The 15,053-nt window shown below is 39.1% G+C and carries 16 protein-coding genes; 9 read left to right on the top strand and 7 right to left on the bottom strand.

Annotated elements, in window-relative coordinates; translation table 11 throughout:
• The first annotated feature begins 2 nt into the window (after positions 1 to 2).
• From HHL23_RS02305 to HHL23_RS22415, 5 genes are all read left to right on the top strand, one after another.
• Positions 3 to 395: a hypothetical protein gene (locus tag HHL23_RS02305; RefSeq protein ID WP_169233206.1), complete on the top strand. Its 393-nt coding sequence runs from the start codon at positions 3 to 5 to the stop codon at positions 393 to 395.
• A 59-nt stretch (positions 396 to 454) separates the two neighbouring features.
• Positions 455 to 2,590: a catalase gene (locus HHL23_RS02300; protein ID WP_169233205.1), complete on the top strand. Its 2,136-nt coding sequence runs from the start codon at positions 455 to 457 to the stop codon at positions 2,588 to 2,590.
• Positions 2,591 to 2,633: 43 nt separating this feature from the next.
• Positions 2,634 to 3,134: a CinA family protein gene (locus tag HHL23_RS02295; protein WP_169233204.1), complete on the top strand. Its 501-nt coding sequence runs from the start codon at positions 2,634 to 2,636 to the stop codon at positions 3,132 to 3,134.
• Positions 3,135 to 3,200: 66 nt separating this feature from the next.
• The gene (locus HHL23_RS02290) at positions 3,201 to 3,632 is read left to right on the top strand and encodes a DUF6766 family protein (protein ID WP_228464572.1); all 432 of its coding nucleotides are present in this window, start codon (positions 3,201 to 3,203) and stop codon (positions 3,630 to 3,632) included.
• 20 nt (positions 3,633 to 3,652) lie between these two features.
• Complete coding sequence (locus HHL23_RS22415) at positions 3,653 to 3,835, top strand: DUF6766 family protein (RefSeq protein ID WP_228464570.1); 183 nt, start codon at positions 3,653 to 3,655, stop codon at positions 3,833 to 3,835.
• Here the strand turns inward: HHL23_RS22415 and HHL23_RS02285 are convergent.
• Positions 3,832 to 4,638, bottom strand: a complete 807-nt coding sequence (locus tag HHL23_RS02285) for a helix-turn-helix domain-containing protein (protein WP_169233203.1) — start codon at positions 4,636 to 4,638, stop codon at positions 3,832 to 3,834. The genes HHL23_RS22415 and HHL23_RS02285 overlap by 4 nt on opposite strands.
• Positions 4,639 to 4,706: 68 nt before the next feature.
• Between HHL23_RS02285 and HHL23_RS02280 the strand changes: the two genes are divergently transcribed.
• Positions 4,707 to 5,852, top strand: a complete 1,146-nt coding sequence (locus tag HHL23_RS02280) for an Atu1372/SO_1960 family protein (protein WP_169233202.1) — start codon at positions 4,707 to 4,709, stop codon at positions 5,850 to 5,852.
• Positions 5,853 to 6,098: 246 nt separating this feature from the next.
• Here HHL23_RS02280 and HHL23_RS02275 read toward each other — a convergent pair whose 3' ends face one another.
• Positions 6,099 to 6,605 (bottom strand): pyridoxamine 5'-phosphate oxidase family protein, encoded by a 507-nt coding sequence (locus tag HHL23_RS02275; protein ID WP_169233201.1) that lies wholly within the window; start codon positions 6,603 to 6,605, stop codon positions 6,099 to 6,101.
• A gap of 201 nt (positions 6,606 to 6,806) precedes the next feature.
• On the opposite strand from HHL23_RS02275, the gene HHL23_RS02270 reads away from it, so the two are divergent.
• Both HHL23_RS02270 and HHL23_RS02265 read left to right on the top strand, forming a co-directional pair.
• Positions 6,807 to 7,607 (top strand): AraC family transcriptional regulator, encoded by an 801-nt coding sequence (locus HHL23_RS02270; protein ID WP_169233200.1) that lies wholly within the window; start codon positions 6,807 to 6,809, stop codon positions 7,605 to 7,607.
• A gap of 60 nt (positions 7,608 to 7,667) precedes the next feature.
• A complete protein-coding gene (locus tag HHL23_RS02265; RefSeq protein ID WP_169233199.1) occupies positions 7,668 to 8,624 on the top strand; it encodes a nitrilase family protein in 957 nt (318 codons plus the stop codon).
• A 223-nt stretch (positions 8,625 to 8,847) separates the two neighbouring features.
• On the opposite strand, the gene HHL23_RS02260 is transcribed toward HHL23_RS02265, so the two are convergent.
• From HHL23_RS02260 to HHL23_RS02250, 3 genes are all read right to left on the bottom strand, one after another.
• A complete protein-coding gene (locus tag HHL23_RS02260; protein WP_169233198.1) occupies positions 8,848 to 9,150 on the bottom strand; it encodes a DUF3817 domain-containing protein in 303 nt (100 codons plus the stop codon).
• Between the two features lie 2 nt (positions 9,151 to 9,152).
• On the bottom strand, positions 9,153 to 9,611 hold the full coding sequence (locus tag HHL23_RS02255) for a hypothetical protein (protein WP_169233197.1): 459 nt from the start codon (positions 9,609 to 9,611) through the stop codon (positions 9,153 to 9,155).
• 68 nt (positions 9,612 to 9,679) lie between these two features.
• Positions 9,680 to 10,270, bottom strand: coding sequence for a TetR/AcrR family transcriptional regulator (locus tag HHL23_RS02250; RefSeq protein ID WP_169233196.1), 591 nt, complete (start codon positions 10,268 to 10,270; stop codon positions 9,680 to 9,682).
• Between the two features lie 153 nt (positions 10,271 to 10,423).
• Between HHL23_RS02250 and HHL23_RS02245 the strand changes: the two genes are divergently transcribed.
• Positions 10,424 to 11,638, top strand: a complete 1,215-nt coding sequence (locus HHL23_RS02245) for an MFS transporter (RefSeq protein WP_169233195.1) — start codon at positions 10,424 to 10,426, stop codon at positions 11,636 to 11,638.
• 99 nt (positions 11,639 to 11,737) lie between these two features.
• Here HHL23_RS02245 and pdeM read toward each other — a convergent pair whose 3' ends face one another.
• Together pdeM and HHL23_RS02235 are read right to left on the bottom strand one after the other, a co-directional pair.
• Complete coding sequence (gene pdeM / locus HHL23_RS02240; RefSeq protein ID WP_169233194.1) at positions 11,738 to 12,382, bottom strand: ligase-associated DNA damage response endonuclease PdeM; 645 nt, start codon at positions 12,380 to 12,382, stop codon at positions 11,738 to 11,740.
• Positions 12,383 to 12,601: 219 nt separating this feature from the next.
• Positions 12,602 to 15,052, bottom strand: a complete 2,451-nt coding sequence (locus HHL23_RS02235) for a ligase-associated DNA damage response DEXH box helicase (RefSeq protein ID WP_262889203.1) — start codon at positions 15,050 to 15,052, stop codon at positions 12,602 to 12,604.
• Between the last annotated feature and the right edge of the window lies 1 nt (position 15,053).

Below are 15,053 nucleotides of genomic sequence, written 5' to 3'. Positions count from 1 at the left end.
TTATGAATATGATATTTGAAAATGACACTTTAAAATATTCCGGGCTGAATGATAAAAACAATGTAATAGAGAACGAGTCTTTATTTCCAAGCGTTATCAATTCATATGGAGTTACTGCTTTTCTGATCAAATCATTGGAAAAGATAAAAAACAATGCCCAATGTGATATTCTTAAAAATGTGATTGATACCGCTATCAAAGAATATATTTTGAATATTCGTGAATATCATGGCGAAAAAACTCGATCTCCGTCCCATATGGATGCAGAAATAAAAATAGAAAATTCTTCTTTCACTTTATATGCCAAGACCGCTTATTATAAAGTATTAAAAGAAGAAGAATACCTTAATAAACTCTTACATACACTGGGAAAAAACAGAACTGGCACGGAATAATTCGTGAACGATAATTATTTGACTTTTTACCCTTTACACGACACCAAAAAAAAATTGATATGAAAAATGATTCTCAAAAGAATAAAAAGTTAGACCAACTGGATGAACACAGTACTTCCAATGAAAATGAAAAACTGACGACTAACCAGGGGATAAAAATTAATAATAACCAGGATTCATTAAAGGCCGGAGACAGAGGGCCAACACTACTGGAAGACTTCATTTTAAGGGAAAAAATTACCCATTTTGATCATGAAAGAATTCCTGAAAGAGTAGTTCATGCCCGTGGTTCAGGAGCGCATGGCGTTTTTAAGCTGAACAAAAGCCTTAAAGCGTATACCAAAGCAAAATTTCTGAATAAAATAGGTGAAGAAACACCTGTTTTTGTAAGGTTTTCAACAGTTGCCGGAAGTAAAGGAAGTACTGACCTGGCCAGAGACGTACGGGGTTTTTCGATTAAGTTTTATACAGAAGAAGGAAATTATGATCTTGTAGGCAATAATGTTCCCGTATTTTTTATTCAGGATGCTATAAAATTTCCGGATTTAATCCATGCTGTGAAACCGGAACCCGATAATGAAATTCCACAGGCCGCTTCTGCACACGATACGTTCTGGGATTTTATTTCGCTGATGCCGGAAAGTATGCATATGATCATGTGGGTGATGAGCGACAGAGCGATTCCAAGAAGTCTGAGAATGATGGAAGGTTTTGGAGTCCATTCCTTTAAATTCATCAATGAAGAAGGCAAAGTCCATTTCGTTAAATTTCACTTTAAACCCAAATTAGGCGTCCATTCTGTAGCCTGGGATGAAGCACAGAGAATCTCGGGTGTAGATCCTGATTTTCATAAAAGAGATTTATGGGAAGCGATAGAAAACGGAGCTTTTCCTGAATGGGATTTTGGTGTACAGCTGATTCCAGAGGAAGACGAGCATAAATTCGATTTCGATCTTCTTGATCCTACAAAACTGATTCCCGAAGAAGAAGTTCCTGTAGAGCTCTTTGGAACTTTGACATTGAACAGAAATCCGGATAACTTCTTTGCCGAAACGGAGCAGGTAGCATTTCATCCCGGACATCTTGTTCCCGGAATTGATTTTACCAATGATCCGCTGCTTCAGGGAAGATTGTTCTCCTATACAGATACCCAATTATCAAGACTGGGATCACCGAATTTCCATGAAATACCGATCAACAGATCAATCAATACCGTCCACAACAATCAGCGCGACGGACATATGAGACAGCAGATCGTAAAAGGAAAAGTAAGCTATGAACCCAATTCTATCGGGGGAGGATGTCCTTTTCAGGCTATGATGTCAGAAGGTGGGTTTGTTTCTCAGGAAGAAAGAGTTTCCGGCGAAAAGGTGCGAAAAAGAAGTCAGAGCTTTGTAGATCATTATTCTCAGGCAAAATTATTCTACAACAGCCAGTCGGCTCCTGAACAGACCCACCTTCAGAATGCTCTTATTTTTGAACTTTCAAAAGTTACGATACTGGAAATCAGAGAAAGAATGGTAGGTCAGCTTGCTTTTATTGATAAAACGCTTGCACAAAAAGTTGCCGATAAAGTAGGGGTTAAGGCTAAAAAATTAAACGAGCCTAACCAAAGCATCCCTGCAGATGCGAACGTAGCTGAACTTCAGAGCGAAGAAAAGGAACCCAAAACGAAGATTTCGGATGCGCTGAGTATGAAAGATACGGTAAAAGATACCATTAAAAGTAGAAAAATAGGCTTTATCATAGCTAATGGTACGGATGGAAGCACACTTAATGATTTAAAATCAAAACTGGAATCAGAAGGAGCAAAAGTGGAGCTCATCGCACCAAGTGTAGCACCGGTTAAAACCAACGACGGTTCAACCCTTACTCCCAAACATTCTCTTACAAGTATTGCCAGCGTTTGCTTTGATGCCCTATACATCAGTGGCGGAGAGAAATCCACAAAAGAACTTATAGTTCCTGAGAATAAACATCATGTGCTGCAGTTCATCAATGAAGCTTATAAACACTGTAAGGCAGTTTATTTTGGAGCAGACACGGAAGAACTTTATAACAATAGCAATATAGCCGCGAAAAAACATGAAGACCCGGCAGTAGTTACCTGGAAAGACAGCAGTTCTGATCAGCAATTTATCAAAGCTGTTTCCGGACACAGAGTCTGGGATCTGGAGCAGGAAAGAAACGCATAGATCTTAAGAATACATCCTTCACACTCACAAAATATTTATAATTATGGAATTTCAGAAAAATCTTTTAGAATATATAAGCCAGTCTATTATGATGGCTGGTGAAACCATTTCAGTAGCAGAAGGCGTTACCTCGGGGTGCCTTCAGCTTGCTTTTTCACAAATGCCCAATGCTTCCTTATTTTTCAAAGGAGGCATGACCACTTATACACTTCCACAGAAAGTAAAACTGCTGAATGTAGACAAAACAGAGGCTGAAGAATGTGACTGTGTTTCAGAAAACATTGCTCGAACCATGGCTCTGAACGTTGCAAAACTTTTTGAAACGGACTGGTCTATTGCCACCACAGGCTATTTTACTCCGATAAGAAAATCAATGTATAAGATCTTTGCCTATTTTTCCTTTTCGTATAAAGGTGAAATCATTTTAACAAAAAAACTGGAGCTGCATCCCAAAACGCAGGCTCTGAATGCGCAGATGTATTATACAGAATTCATTCTTGGATGTTTTAAAAGTGAAATCAACCAGCTTTTGATCTTGAAATAATTTCATTAAGGAATAAAAGGACAGCTCAGTTCTTGAACTTTAATAGTAAATTTTAAGCTTGTAACCATGTCAAAAAAAAGTTTCTTTTACCGTAACAGTTTAAGTATTGTTGTGCTCGTACTGATGCTTATCTGTCTTTTCGGTCAGTTTTTAACGGGCTGGAAAACACTGAATAAAGAATTGACTGAGCAGGGAAGTGCTATGCTCAGTTTAGGCAGCTATATCCACAGTGGCCATTTTATACAGGCAACTTTTGAAAACTGGGAGAGCGAATTTCTCCAAATGATGCTGTATATTGTCTTGGCCGTTTCTTTAAGACAGAAAGGCTCCAGTGAATCAAAATCTTTGGAGGGAAAAGAGGAGGTAGATAAAGAGCCACAACCCCATGTAAAAGCCTCATGGCCGGTTAAAAAGGGCGGAATATGGCTTGCCATGTACAAACACTCTTTATCGGATAAGCTTTGGAATGCATTTCTATGGCAGCCTCAAAGACTATAATGAAGAGCAGATCGTAAAAAATGAGCCTACCACCACAGCTATACAGTATAATATCAGAATCGAGGTTCTGGTTTGAATCTTTACAGAACTGGCAAAGTGAATTTTTAGCGGTTTTCTCTATCGTCGTCTTATCGATCTGGCTCCGTGAAAAAGGCTCTCCGGAATCTAAACCGGTAGATATGGCCCATGATGAAACCCCTTAATTGACTTTCTTTACTTTAGGCTTAGATTTCATGATGGTCTGATAGGAAGACGTAAAAGCTGACAAACTCTGATAACCCACTTTGTACGCGATCTGGCTTAGGGTAAACTGTCCGGTATCGATGAGTTCTATACTTTTCAGGATCCTCACAAGCTGATGGTACTTCTGAAGCGTAATTCCGGTTTCGTTCTTAAATATTCTCTGCAGGCTTCGGACAGACATTTGTGCTTTTTCTGCCAATTCATCGGCGTTCAAACTATATTTAAAATTGGAATTGATATACGTGCAGACGGGAATTAGCCTAACATCCGAGGGAATGGGGATTTCAAGATAACTGCTTTCTTTGCAGAAATTGGGAAGACTTTTTAAGATGGCTTTAAAAAACAGATCCTGTTCCTCATCTTCTTCAATCAACTGATTCCATTTGGAAGCATATAAAAGCATTTCTTTTAAAACAGGAGGAACGGCAAAAACGTGAACATTTTGGTAAAAATCATCCTCAAAAACGGTTTTAAATAAAAACACCATTAAGTTAACGGTCTTTGCTTCGGAGGTAATTCTGTGCGCTTTTCCCGAAGGAACCCAAATAACATGATATTGCGGCACCAGATAAATCTTCTGATCGATATGGAAATACTGGTATCCTTCTTCCACAAAAGTGAGCTGGGCACGATGATGGGCATGCTCATGATCATCATGTTTCCAGTCTTTCTCACACCAGACATACGCTTCTTTTCCAATGGTATCTACAAATCGGCTATCTGTTTTTTCCGTTAACCCACATTTTACAATGTCGTTCTGCATAGAATTTTTGGCAAATTTAATAAAAACGACAATACTAATTTTGTATAGTAATTATTTATCTATTAAAAATGAAAAAACTAAGTACGGTTTTTGTATTAATTTTATTATTAAAAATCACCACGATCATGGCACAAGACCATAAAGCTAAAATACTGGTCCTCATTCATTCAAATAATGGTGGAACTTATGAACTGGCTAAAGAAATAGCATCTGGCATCGAAAGCAGCAAAAGTGCTACAGCAGTGATTAAGCAAGTCAAAGAATCCCAAAATCCAAAATTGAAAAATGTTCCTGTAGCCTCCGTGGATGAATTGCCGTCTTATGATGGAATTGCTTTTGGATCACCGGTGTATTTCGGAAATATCAGTACCGGAATGAGCGAGTTTTTATCTAAAACCGTTAATTTATGGACGAACCATGCGCTGGAAGGAATGCCGGCAACTGTTTTTATGTCTGCGGGAAGTGGTGCCGGAAAAGAACTGGCTCTTAATGCTTTCTGGAATACATTAGCGGTTCACGGAATGGTATTGGTTGCCAATGGAATCAGAGGAACCGAAAGCATCGATAAAGCAATTCCTCAGGGAAATACCGTTTTGGGCGTAACGAGTATGGCGTCACTTAAAGATGTGGAAAGACCTACAAAAGACGAACGTGCACTGGCAGAACTTCAGGGAAGTAATTTTGCTAAAACGGCTTTGGCTTTGAAAGGAACGTTCAGCAAAAAACCGATGACTGCTGTTGTTTCGGAAAAGTATGATGATATCAATGTTCTTTTGAAACAGAAAAATATTACCCTGCCAAAAGTTCCTCAACCAGCTGGAAATTATAAGCCTTATGTACGTTCCGGAAACCTGGTATTTATCAATCAGGTGGCTTTAAAAGACGGTAAAATTTTAAATCCCGGAAAGTTAGGCGTTGACGTGAATGAAGAACAGGTGAAAGAAGCTACAAAAGCCACGATGCTTAATGTGATAGCCGTTTTAAAGGAAGCCGTAGGTGGTGACCTTAATAAAGTAAGACAATGTGTACAGCTGACAGGAATCTTCAATACGAAAGACGACTATACAAAACATGCAGACTTAATGAATACTGTATCAGACCTGACTGTCGAAATCCTGGGAGAAAAAGGAAAACATGCCAGAGCGACTTTGGGAGCTTCATCTATTCCTGTAAATTCTTCTGTGGAAATACAGGCTATTTTTGAAGTGGAGTAGATCCTCTGTCAAAATAATATAAATCTGCTTTATTGGCTCAATCAGGGGATAAATTGAAAATTTTGTTTTTAATCTCTCGCAGATCTGGCTGATTGAGCAGATTTTTTAATTTCTAAGTCTGTAAAAAAGGCAGTTTGTCAGATACAAAAAGTCCTTTCCTTTCTTTCGAAATCACCAGAAATTTACGATCAGTTTAATATTGATGTTGTAGAAAGTAGGCTGCGAAATTCGCAGCCTACTTTTATTTTATACCATGGCATTTCCTTCCACGCCATCTGCATTATTGGTTTTAATACCCGTAAGGGCTGCTGCTACAAAACTGAAAAGACTGACCAGTTTTCCAGCTTTAGTATCCCAGTAATACGTCTCTTTAGGCTCTACGCGAATGATGGTTACATCCGGATCATCCTTTCCGTCAAACCATGCTTTAGCCATCGGCGACCATTTTTCTTCAATGGTGGCCTTATCTTTATAAACAGAAGCCTGACCATAGACAGAAAGATACTGTGAATCACTGTTATTCATAAAAAACAGCTGTACTCTGCGATCTTCTTTAATTTCAAAATTTTTGTTACTTGTTCCGCTGCTGATAAACCATAAATTTCCACTGTCGTCCGTTTCCTGCAGGGACATAGGACGTGAATTGACGGGAGCGGTTTCAAGATCGGTGCAGAACATACAGATTCTTGCTTTTTCCGACAGTTCCTGGATCTTTTTAATGGCTTCGAGGTGGGTTAAATTCTGTGTTGACATACTATTATATTTTAATGATTGGTATTGAGTAAGAAATTAAAATTGATTGCTTCCGGAAATTGAAGATCAATAATATAGTAGATTAAAATATTCAAATACCTGACCAAACAGGACTTTTTGTGGTACCAATGGTTAAAATCTTTCTTTAAAATCATAAAATATGCCTATTTCATTCTATAGAATTTTGCGTAATTTTGAAGAATGCAGATCCAGCCACCTGAGCATTTATCATCTTACATCCGGCATTATATCTTTTTAGAAAATGCAGGTAGTGAGCGTAAAAACTTAAGGTTATTTACAGATGGAAGTACAGGGTTGATCTTGTCCGGCAGCCAGGATCTGTATGCTGGCAGCTCAGGGGATCATATTCCATCCTCTTTTTTTTATGGACAGCCTGCGGGGTATAGAGATTTTACAGCAGAAGGCTCATTTTCTATGATAGCCGTGGTTTTTCAGCCTTATTTTTTTAATATTCTTCTTAAAATTTCGGCAAAAGAAGTCAAAAACCAAATTATCTCTGCTGAAGATGTTTTGAAAAATGAACTGTTACCTTTCCAGGAAGATCTCTTAGCAGGAGCTGATCCTCAACTTATTATTTTTAAACTGAATACTTTCTTTACGAAATTCCTGTCCGGAAAAATAAATTCTGATGATGAGCTTATCAAAGCGGTTCAACAGTGGATGCTTAAAAATAAAGGTTCAGTATCTTCAAAAGATCTGGAACATTTCACCGGATACTCTGAACGGCATCTTGAAAGGAAATTTGAAGAATACATGGGCTTAACTCCCAAAAAGTACGGAAACATCATCCGGCTCCATTACTTCATTAATCTTATGAAAAAAAATGCGGGCAGTGAAAGCGTGGCAGGCCTTTCTTATGATGCGGGATATACCGACCAGTCTCATCTGATCAAAGATTTTAAAAGCAATATCGGGCTTACTCCCAACCAATACCTGAAAATTGAAAACAAACTGGCCATCAATTTTATCGAGTTGCGATAAGAATGTCGGTTTTTTACAATCCTCAGATAAGTCTGATCGATAGTTTTGCAGAAAAAAAAGATGGACAATCTCAAAATTTCAACGGCACAATTCGAAAATAAAAGCGGAGACAAAGAATACAATCTGTCTGTGATAGAGAAATTAGCCGCAGAGGCCTCAGCTAAAGGTTCACAGGTGATTGCTTTTCATGAATGTTCGGTGACAGGGTATACTTTTGCCAGAAACCTTTCAAAAGAGCAGCTTCTGGATATTGCAGAATGTATCCCTGACGGAAAAAGTATTCAAAGATTACAGCAAATCGCCACTCAATACAACATCACGATATTGGCTGGCCTTTTCGAAAAAGATGAAAAAGATGATATTTTCAAGGCTTATGTATGTGTAGATAAAACCGGACTGAAAGCTAAATACAGGAAACTTCACCCCTTCATCAACCCTCATCTTACCCCCGGAAATCAATACTGTGTTTTTGATATTCACGGCTGGAAATGTGGTATTTTGATCTGTTATGACAACAATATCGTTGAAAATGTAAGAGCGACAAGGCTTTTGGGAGCAGAGATTATTTTTATGCCGCATGTCACTATGTGTACGCCTTCCACAAGGCCGGGCGCAGGATTTGTAGATCCGGAATTGTGGAAAAACAGGGAAGCAGATCCTACATCGCTTCGTCTGGAATTTGACGGAATGAAAGGAAGAGACTGGCTGATGAAATGGTTGCCGGCAAGAGCTTATGACAATGGAATTTATGTGGTTTTCTCAAATCCTGTCGGGATGGATGATGATCAGCTGAAAAACGGTTGCTCGATGATCATTGATCCTTTTGGAGATATCATTGCGGAATGCCGTTCGTTCGATGATAGTTTTGAAACAGTCACTATTTCTCCTGAAAAGCTTTCCCTGGCGGGCGGAAACAGATATGTCAAAGCAAGAAGACCGGAGCTGTACAGAGATATCATCGGTAGGGAACATCATTCTGAACAGAAAGTGGTTTGGATGAAGGATGAGAATATTTAGCCTGACTTGGGTTGGAAGCTGGAAGAAGGAGGCAGGAAGATATCCCTGTCAAGGTTTAAAACCTTGACAGGGATATTCGGTGAAAATCTCAAAAACTTTCAGCTCCAAACTTCCTTACTTTATCAAAGCCTGAAGATCACTCCATGCTCCGCCGTTATGCACATGTAAATCGGGTAAATTACATAAACGGCAAGCAGAATTCCACAAAATATCAGTACATTTTTCATAACCTGCTGAGAATTTTTTTGTCGATATAAAAGGTTCCGAAAGGAATGAAACATGCCAGAATGACTTTCCATGTAGTTTCCTTAAATTTCCAGTGCTGCTCAACACCAACGCTTAGGGTATTGAAAAGAAAAAGCAGAAACAGAGTTCCATGAATGGGTCCCATCATCTTGACAAGGGCAGGATTTCCAAGCCAGTATTTCAAAGGAACGGCAACGAAAACTAAAGTTAATAGAGATATTCCTTCCAAAATAGCCAGGATTCTCAGGCGTCCGATTTTTGTTTTTAATAAATGTATCATTATTATCTGAAATAAGGTCTGTTAACAAATGGGGAAAACGGCCACGGAATCGCTATAAAAATAACAGCAAGAGCAATAGCGAACCAGATAAGCATCGTTTTGAATTTTTCCTGATCAATGTTTTTTCTTTTAGCTAAAGCCGAACCAATGGTAATCAGTACAATAGCAGTAATCATGAGGGAAATATGAATCAGTCCGAAGAAAAGCAGGTCCACAGAGTCTTTGGCCTCATCGAAGTTTTTCCAGAAATACTTTACAATAGGACTTTTTACATACAGAATGACTCCAAAGATCAATTGAATATGGGCAATAGTGGCTGTCCAATGTCTTACCGAATCATCTGTTTTCGAAAATGTTTGATGATAAAAATAACCTCTAAAAGCTCTCCATAGAGCATAAACAAGACTTAATAGAACGATCCAGCGAAATGTGGAGTGCAAATAGGTAAGGGTCTGGTACATGGTAACTTTTTTGAACGCATCAAAGGTATAATAAAAACATACTTATTAGTATGTTTTTTGATAAAAAATTATTCCATAGATTTAAAATAAGATTTAAGTCCCTTTAAATAAGTGAGATACACAGATTTTGAATTTTCCAGTTTTCCTAAATTCCGTACACCCCAATACCCTGCCATGACGAATACTGCAATTTCTTTGGCATTCACATGCTCTTTTACGGTACCTTCTTTCTTGCCGTTTTCAATACAGGTGATCATTGCATTTTCCCAACGCCCGGACAATTCATTCAATGCTTTCGTAAATTCTACATGCCAGGGAGCCATTTCCTGGGTGAAATTGGAAGTGGGGCAGCCGTATTCAACCTTTAGAAAATCGTTTTCCATTAAGATGCCATACACAAGCTGGTAAATATTTTCCAACGGTTTGTCACTGTTTTGAAGAGGTTCAATAAAAGTGCTTTTAAAGTTGTTTTTCAGAAGTTCGTTAATGATGGCGAGGCCCATCTCATCTTTTGTTTTAAAATGATAATAGAAGGCACCTTTTGTCACCTGCGTGGTTGCAATGATCTCATCTACACTGGTGGTCTGATAACCTTTTGCATAGATCAGTTCAAAGGCTTTCTGAAGGATATTCAGGCGGGTTGCTTCTGATTTTTTCATAGGGAGAGTCTGGCTTTAATGCAAAGGAACGGAATTTTTGGACAAAAAATAAAACTATCATTATTCTGATATTAAACTACAATTTAAATAATTTTTATAATACATTAATTCGTCGGAAATTTGTCTCGTCAAATACAACAAAATTATAACGCGATGAATGATCAAAAAGAAATACAAATCAAAACAGAATCTATTGCAAAAAGCAAAGCTCTCCCGGCCGCATTGTGGGCATTGACGATTAGTGCATTTGGAATCGGAACCACAGAATTCGTCATTGTAGGACTTCTTCCCACCGTGGCAGGAGACCTTGGAATCAGCATTCCTTCGGCTGGACTTCTCGTGAGTTTATATGCGATTGGAGTAGCGATTGGAGCTCCCATATTAACGGCATTAACAGGAAAAATACCCCGTAAAGCATTGCTGATTTCCATCATGCTGCTATTCGTCATCGGAAACGGACTGGCTTCTATTGCTCCGGGATTTATCACATTGGTGATGGCCAGAATTCTTACAGGATTTGCCCATGGGGTTTACTTTTCTATCGGTTCAACTATTGCGGCTTCGCTGGTTCCGGAGGAAAAAAGAGCCACTGCTATTTCAATTATGTTTGCAGGACTTACCCTTGCGATCGTAACCGGAGTTCCTCTGGGTACTTTTATCGGACAGCATTTCGGATGGAGAGCGACCTTCATAGGCGTTTCTATTCTGGGAATCATAGGATTGATCGCAAGTATGCTGCTCATTCCGAAAAACCTCAAAAGTGACCAGACTGCTTCTTTAAAAAGCCTTCCGAAAGTATTTGGAAACAGACGTATGGTCTTTGCATTTTTAATGACTGCGATGGGGTATGGAGGAACATTTGTAGTGTTCACTTACTTATCACCAATTTTACAGGAGATCACAGGATTTCAGGAATCTACGGTGACGTTTATTCTTCTGATTTACGGAATCGCTATTGCTTTAGGGAATCTTTTAGGAGGTAAAACAGCGAATAAAAATCCTTTAAAGGCACTTCTATGGATGTTTGCAGCACAGGGATTGGTATTATTGGCCTTTTATTTCACAGCAGATAATAAGATTTTAAGCATCATTACTTTATTTCTTTTAGGAGGTTTGTCGTTTGCCACGGTACCGGGGCTTCAGCTTTTGGTTGTACAGATAGCAGAAAAAGAACTTCCCGGAACGGAAGATGTGGCATCAGGAGTTAATATTGCGGCATTCAATATAGGAATTGCTATTGGATCTTATACCGGTGGTCTTATCGTCACTTCTTCCTTAGGATTGGCAAGTACGCCGTGGATAGGCGCTTTGTTTTTACTAGCTACAGTACTGATCACAGTTTACAGCATCCGTTTAAGCAAAAATTAAAAATAATTCCACCTGTTTTTATACTTTCAAGGACTGTCTGTAATTGGGCAGTCTTTTTTAGCTTGTGCGCTTAGTCTTACCCATATCCTCAGCTTTATTTTAAATTTCATGAATCTCAGCATCTGTAAATACAAAGAATTTTCCGCCTTTAGGAATGTTTTTGGTATCCAATCCTGTAAATTCACTAAAGGCTGGTAATAACAGTTGGTTTTGAGTCTGAACAAAGCACGGAAGCCTGATTTTTTTTACAGAAGAGTTGAGTACAACACCAGGATGAATATGTCCTGTGATCTGAAATTCTGCCAATGCTTTGTCAAAATCATGAATAAAAGTAAATCCATTAATTGTTAATAATTCTGATTTAAAATTCAAACATAATTTTTTCTCTAATTTCGCTGACAGGCGGTCGTGGTTTCCTTCAACAAGATAGAATTGAAGATCAGGATACTGATTTCTCCAACTGCAGAATTCATCCACATCCGAGTTGTCTCCGGCATGAAGCAGATCTCCGACCACAATGAATTTTTCCGGCTGGAAATATTCAATCAGAACAGAAAGCCTTTCCAGATCACTTTTCATAATTTGATTGGCTAATGCAATTCCGTTTTTCCGGAAATGGGCGGTTTTTCCAATATGAAGGTCAGCTAAGATCAGTGCTTTCTCCTTTCTCCAAAATGCCGCACGCTGGTTGGTTAAAGTGAAAACTTCGTTGTTGAGGGTGATATTTTTTACTGCGATGTTCAATTTTTTTGTAAAACGTATTAATGATTTTTTTAGAGAGGAATTTTATCTTGTCCCTCTTTTTAACTACCCCGTCTTTTTGTTGGGCAAAAATCTATCCCTTCATGGAATGGAAATTAGGGTTAAAATGAAATTGTTGTTATTACTCCCGAAGCCTGAAATCGTCTGCGAAACACGAGCCCAACTCATCACTCATAATTTATAACTTTGAACTCTAAAACCCTAAAATCCTCTCTTCCTCGCCTGTTCCACCATCCGTTTGATCCTCGCATCTAGGCTTTCGCTTGAAAGGGTCTGTCTTAAGCTGTCTACTTTGATAGGGAAGCTCAATGGCGTAAAGGTATTGGAATATTTTAAAATGATTTTTGATTTTTCAATTCTTTTAAAGGCTTCTACAAGACGGGGTTCCTGAAGCTGCATATTGAAAACTTCGGTATAGGCTTGTCTGACAAGGAAATGATTGGGATCATAGTCTTCCAACACTTTAAAAATCAGTCCTGCTGAGCTTTGTAACGACTTATTGGATCGCTGTTTTCCTGCATAATTCTGGATCACCATTCCTGAAATTACAGCTATATCACGGAATTTCCGGCGTGCCATTTCCGCAGAATTGATACTGGCAATGACATCGTTCATGAGATTGTCCCGGGTCAGAATCTTATCCATATGCTCCTCATGCAGAGGAATTTCTTTGTCGCTGAACAATTCAAAACCATAGTCATTCATCGCCATTGAAAAAGAAATCGGGGCCAGTTTTGAAATGCGGTACGCTATCAACGCAGCCATAACTTCGTGTACAAGGCGGCCTTCAAAGGGATACATGAACAGATGATACCCTTCCCGGTTTTTGATCAGCTCTACCAGAAATTCGTCTTCTTTAGGAATGTGGGAATTTTTTTCCTGACTGGCTAATAGGGGATGTAAAAATTTCAATTCTTTTTCTGATGCTTTCGGATTTAAGGCATGAGACAGTTTTTCTCTTAAAAAATGACCTAAATTAGAACTCAACGGCAGTCTTCCACCCAGATAACTCGGTGCCATTGCTTTTCCTTTTGCTGCGCGAACATAAACCGTCATATCTTTGATCATGGCGACTTCAAGCGTTCGTCCGGCGAGAATAAATCTTTCTTCTTTTTTTAATTTGGATATAAAATATTCTTCCACCATTCCGATATAGCCACCGGAAATAAATTTCACTTTCAGCATAGCATCACTTACGATAACCCCCATATTCATACGGTGGAGCATGGCGATCTTGCGCGAGGTCACTTTGTAAAGACCGTCTTCCATAATGACGATTTTATGGAATTCTTCATAGTTTTTTAAAACACTACCGCCAATGGTCAGGAAATCCAGAATGCTTTTCCATTCTTCTGCGGTCATTTCCTGGAAAGCAAATACTTTTCTGATCCTTTCAAAGGTTTCTTTGGGATAAAACCCGTCGCCAACAGCCAAAGTCATCAGAAACTGAACCAGTACATCGAAACACAAAACTTGAGGTTCACGGGGCTCTATGACTTTCTGTTTCACGGCTTCCTTTAATGCGGCTACTTCGATCAGTTCAAGAGAATGGGTAGGAACGCAGTAGATTTTAGAAGTTTCAAAAGGAGAGTGACCGCTTCGTCCGGCGCGCTGCAGGAATCTGGCAACTCCCTTTGCTGAACCGATTTGAATAACAGTGTCTACAGGTTTAAAATCAATTCCGAGGTCTAAAGATGAAGTGGAGACTACAGCTTTTAATTTTCCGGCACTTAAATTCTCTTCGATCCAGATCCGGAGATGAGCATCAATGGAACTGTGATGAATAGCGATTTGTCCAGCAAAATCCGGATAAGCATTCAGCAATAACTGATACCACATTTCGCTTTGGCTCCGTGTATTCGTAAAAACGATGGTGGATTTTGAGTCAAGGATGATCGGAACGATTTTATCGGCTAATTTACCTCCCAAATGACCAGCCCACGGAAGAATTTCAAGCTCGTCCGGAATAACGGGGAGAATATCTATTTTTTTATGTTCTTTGGCGGTAATTTTTGTTTTTTTGATGTTGTAGGGAATTAAAACTTCCATTGCTTCATCAAGGTTTCCAATGGTTGCTGTGATTCCCCATATTTTTATTTTCGGAACATATTTTCTGAGCTGAGAAATACCGAGTTCCACCATAACCCCGCGTTTTGAACCCAATAGCTCATGCCATTCATCAACAGCGATACATTTCATATCCTGGAAGAAGCGGGCGTGATTTTTCTGGCCTAAAAGCAAATGAAGGCTTTCGGGCGTTACCACAAGAATTTCAGGCATATTCCGGACCTGCTGCTGTTTTACTTTCTGGTCTGTATCTCCGTTTCTGACCCCAACGGTCCAGTCGAGGCCAATCTCATCCATGGCTTCCTGCATCGCTTTAGCAATATCCTTAGACAAAGAGCGCAAGGGAGTGATCCAGATCATTTTCAGTCCTTTTTTGTACTGTTCAGGACGGTTCATGAAGTCTGAAACCAAAGCCAGAAAAACGGAAAATGTCTTTCCAAATCCGGTGGGTGCCACGACCATTCCACTGTATCCGCTTCCAAATTTCTGCCACGTGTCGGTCTGAAATTTGAAAGGGGACATGCCTTTATCAGCCATCCATTGCTGAATGACCTTGAATCCATCACTATTGTCAAATGCTTTCAAA

It is taken from the genome of Chryseobacterium antibioticum (genome assembly GCF_012927325.1).
GTDB lineage: Bacteria > Bacteroidota > Bacteroidia > Flavobacteriales > Weeksellaceae > Chryseobacterium > Chryseobacterium antibioticum.
This window is presented reverse-complemented; position numbering and strand designations above follow the sequence as displayed.

Coding starts and splice junctions, on each gene's coding strand:
- HHL23_RS02305 (WP_169233206.1), top strand. CDS start 3: ATGAATATGATATTTGAAAATGACACTTTAAAATATTCCGGGCTGAAT.
- HHL23_RS02300 (WP_169233205.1), top strand. CDS start 455: ATGAAAAATGATTCTCAAAAGAATAAAAAGTTAGACCAACTGGATGAA.
- HHL23_RS02295 (WP_169233204.1), top strand. CDS start 2,634: ATGGAATTTCAGAAAAATCTTTTAGAATATATAAGCCAGTCTATTATG.
- HHL23_RS02290 (WP_228464572.1), top strand. CDS start 3,201: ATGTCAAAAAAAAGTTTCTTTTACCGTAACAGTTTAAGTATTGTTGTG.
- HHL23_RS22415 (WP_228464570.1), top strand. CDS start 3,653: ATGAGCCTACCACCACAGCTATACAGTATAATATCAGAATCGAGGTTC.
- HHL23_RS02285 (WP_169233203.1), bottom strand. CDS start 4,638: ATGCAGAACGACATTGTAAAATGTGGGTTAACGGAAAAAACAGATAGC.
- HHL23_RS02280 (WP_169233202.1), top strand. CDS start 4,707: ATGAAAAAACTAAGTACGGTTTTTGTATTAATTTTATTATTAAAAATC.
- HHL23_RS02275 (WP_169233201.1), bottom strand. CDS start 6,605: ATGTCAACACAGAATTTAACCCACCTCGAAGCCATTAAAAAGATCCAG.
- HHL23_RS02270 (WP_169233200.1), top strand. CDS start 6,807: ATGCAGATCCAGCCACCTGAGCATTTATCATCTTACATCCGGCATTAT.
- HHL23_RS02265 (WP_169233199.1), top strand. CDS start 7,668: ATGGACAATCTCAAAATTTCAACGGCACAATTCGAAAATAAAAGCGGA.
- HHL23_RS02260 (WP_169233198.1), bottom strand. CDS start 9,150: ATGATACATTTATTAAAAACAAAAATCGGACGCCTGAGAATCCTGGCT.
- HHL23_RS02255 (WP_169233197.1), bottom strand. CDS start 9,611: ATGTACCAGACCCTTACCTATTTGCACTCCACATTTCGCTGGATCGTT.
- HHL23_RS02250 (WP_169233196.1), bottom strand. CDS start 10,270: ATGAAAAAATCAGAAGCAACCCGCCTGAATATCCTTCAGAAAGCCTTT.
- HHL23_RS02245 (WP_169233195.1), top strand. CDS start 10,424: ATGAATGATCAAAAAGAAATACAAATCAAAACAGAATCTATTGCAAAA.